This is a genomic window from Lamprobacter sp. (genome assembly GCF_034860625.1).
Taxonomy (GTDB): domain Bacteria; phylum Pseudomonadota; class Gammaproteobacteria; order Chromatiales; family Chromatiaceae; genus Lamprobacter.
The window spans coordinates 1-1,743 of sequence record NZ_JAYESN010000448.1; the positions used below are offsets into that span (position 1 = coordinate 1).

Consider the following 1,743-nt stretch of genomic DNA (forward strand, 5'->3'; position numbering starts at 1 on the left):
CTCTCTTTCCACCTGGACGCGCCGACACGTGCGCTTGTCCCCTCCGCGTGCGCTTCGGGGAAAAGCGCACGTGTCCTAGCCCCATGTCTAAGTTCTCTCGCCAGAGTCAGCCGTGCTAGATGTCCGGAAGGGTATAAACCCCGTAGTACGGACCACCCTCTAGGACAATCTCATCTGAAACGGCGAGCTCGAGAGCAAATGACAGCTCCCCGATACCACCAAGGGCAGATGCCCAAGACGACAAGACCCGGTGATAGACCAGAGGTATGTCATGCAGATGACAGAGCCGTAAAACGTCACGCTCAGGGGAACCCATCACAGCGCCTCTACATCAGCACCATCAACGCCAGTCACCAAAGCCACTGCACGAAGCATGGCATCTTGTGGCATCCACTCAGAAAGGCCCCGAACCTGAGAAAACTTCAGGCTATTGCAGCGAAGCATCCGCCGAGCCGACAAGACCCGACGCAGATTCAGGGGACGAGCTCGCCGAGCATCCGCAACACGCCAGGACCGAACGATCCGACGGAGACGCCACCAGGAGCCGTTATCTAGATGAAGCTTGGAAGGATCGACCACAGCCCACGAGCCACGCTTGCCCCACATCCGACCAGTCGATAGCCCGCGCCAAGTCTGCGGGATGTTCTCAGGTGAGCGCTGGTAATGATGCAGACCCCGCGCCGCATGCTTGGAAACGTACTGGTTCCAGCCCAGCGCATCATAGATCGGGTGCGAATACTGCCCGCCGGACCTTGCCCCAAACGGAGCAGCGATCCTGAGCCAGTCGGTGATGATCTCAACGGGGTCAGTAGGACGATCCCAATAGCACGCCAGGTGCAGATGGGGCACCCCGCGGCGTTGCCATTCAGTGACCCAATGGACCAGCACCACCCCGGAGCGGCTGAGAGCATCCAGAAGGGCATCACGCGCCTTACACCAGGCTTGCGGTGTCTCGGGGCAGTCTCGGACAGTAAACGTCATGGCGTGCCCGTGTAGAGCTTCCAGGGAACGCTCATCGACGGAGTAGAGAAAGAGCAGGTTTCGACGCACGCCACTGCTTGACCATCCCTGTACCTCAGACCTAACGGGCGGCTGAGCCTTAGCATTACCCACGCCCATGGTGGACCCATGACGGTATACTGAAATCGTCGGCATCGGTGTATCTCATCGTTCAGCTGCCGACCATGCCCCGGGAGTGCTTCAACACTTGCCGGGGTACTTTTTGAGAGGGCGAGTGCTGTAGCACCGCGCCCCAAATTCTGGCGCCCCTGACTGGCCGGATAAGCCAGGGACCCACCCCATTCTTAAACCTCAAAAACCCAAGGGGGAAACCCGATGATCCCCCCCCCGCGTGACAATATGCAACTACTAATCAAGAGAAGCCCTCACGTGTCCCTGCATGTCGGTGAATAACCGACATGAAGAAAGAGCAGGCTAGCCGCTGATATCGGAGCGGTTGCTGGGACCGCGCTAGGCCCACCCGGAGCGATACCAGGAAGGCACTAATGGCCTGGCTGAGAGCCGCTGTATGCCGCTAGAGAGGGCGCTGCCGTGGGAAGAAGCCCCTAGATAGGCCGGAGCAGTCCTAAAGCCGTGTCGGGGCGCTGAGTCCCCAACAGCTGGCTATGAAATGACCCCGGATACGTCCAGATTGCCAATCGCCACGGCTTGGAGCTCGGAGCAGTGAAGAAGGCCTAGGAAGGGTGTGAAGGCTTAACACTCGGTCATACCCCGACACCTAGT

Annotated in this window: 1 protein-coding gene; it reads right to left on the reverse strand. The window is 59.3% G+C overall.

The features are described from left to right. Positions 1–315: 315 nt before the first annotated feature. Positions 316–981 carry a hypothetical protein gene (locus VBE63_RS28715; RefSeq protein WP_323686393.1) on the reverse strand — a complete coding sequence of 222 codons (666 nt, stop codon included), beginning with the start codon at positions 979–981 and terminating at the stop codon, positions 316–318. Between the last annotated feature and the right edge of the window lie 762 nt (positions 982–1,743).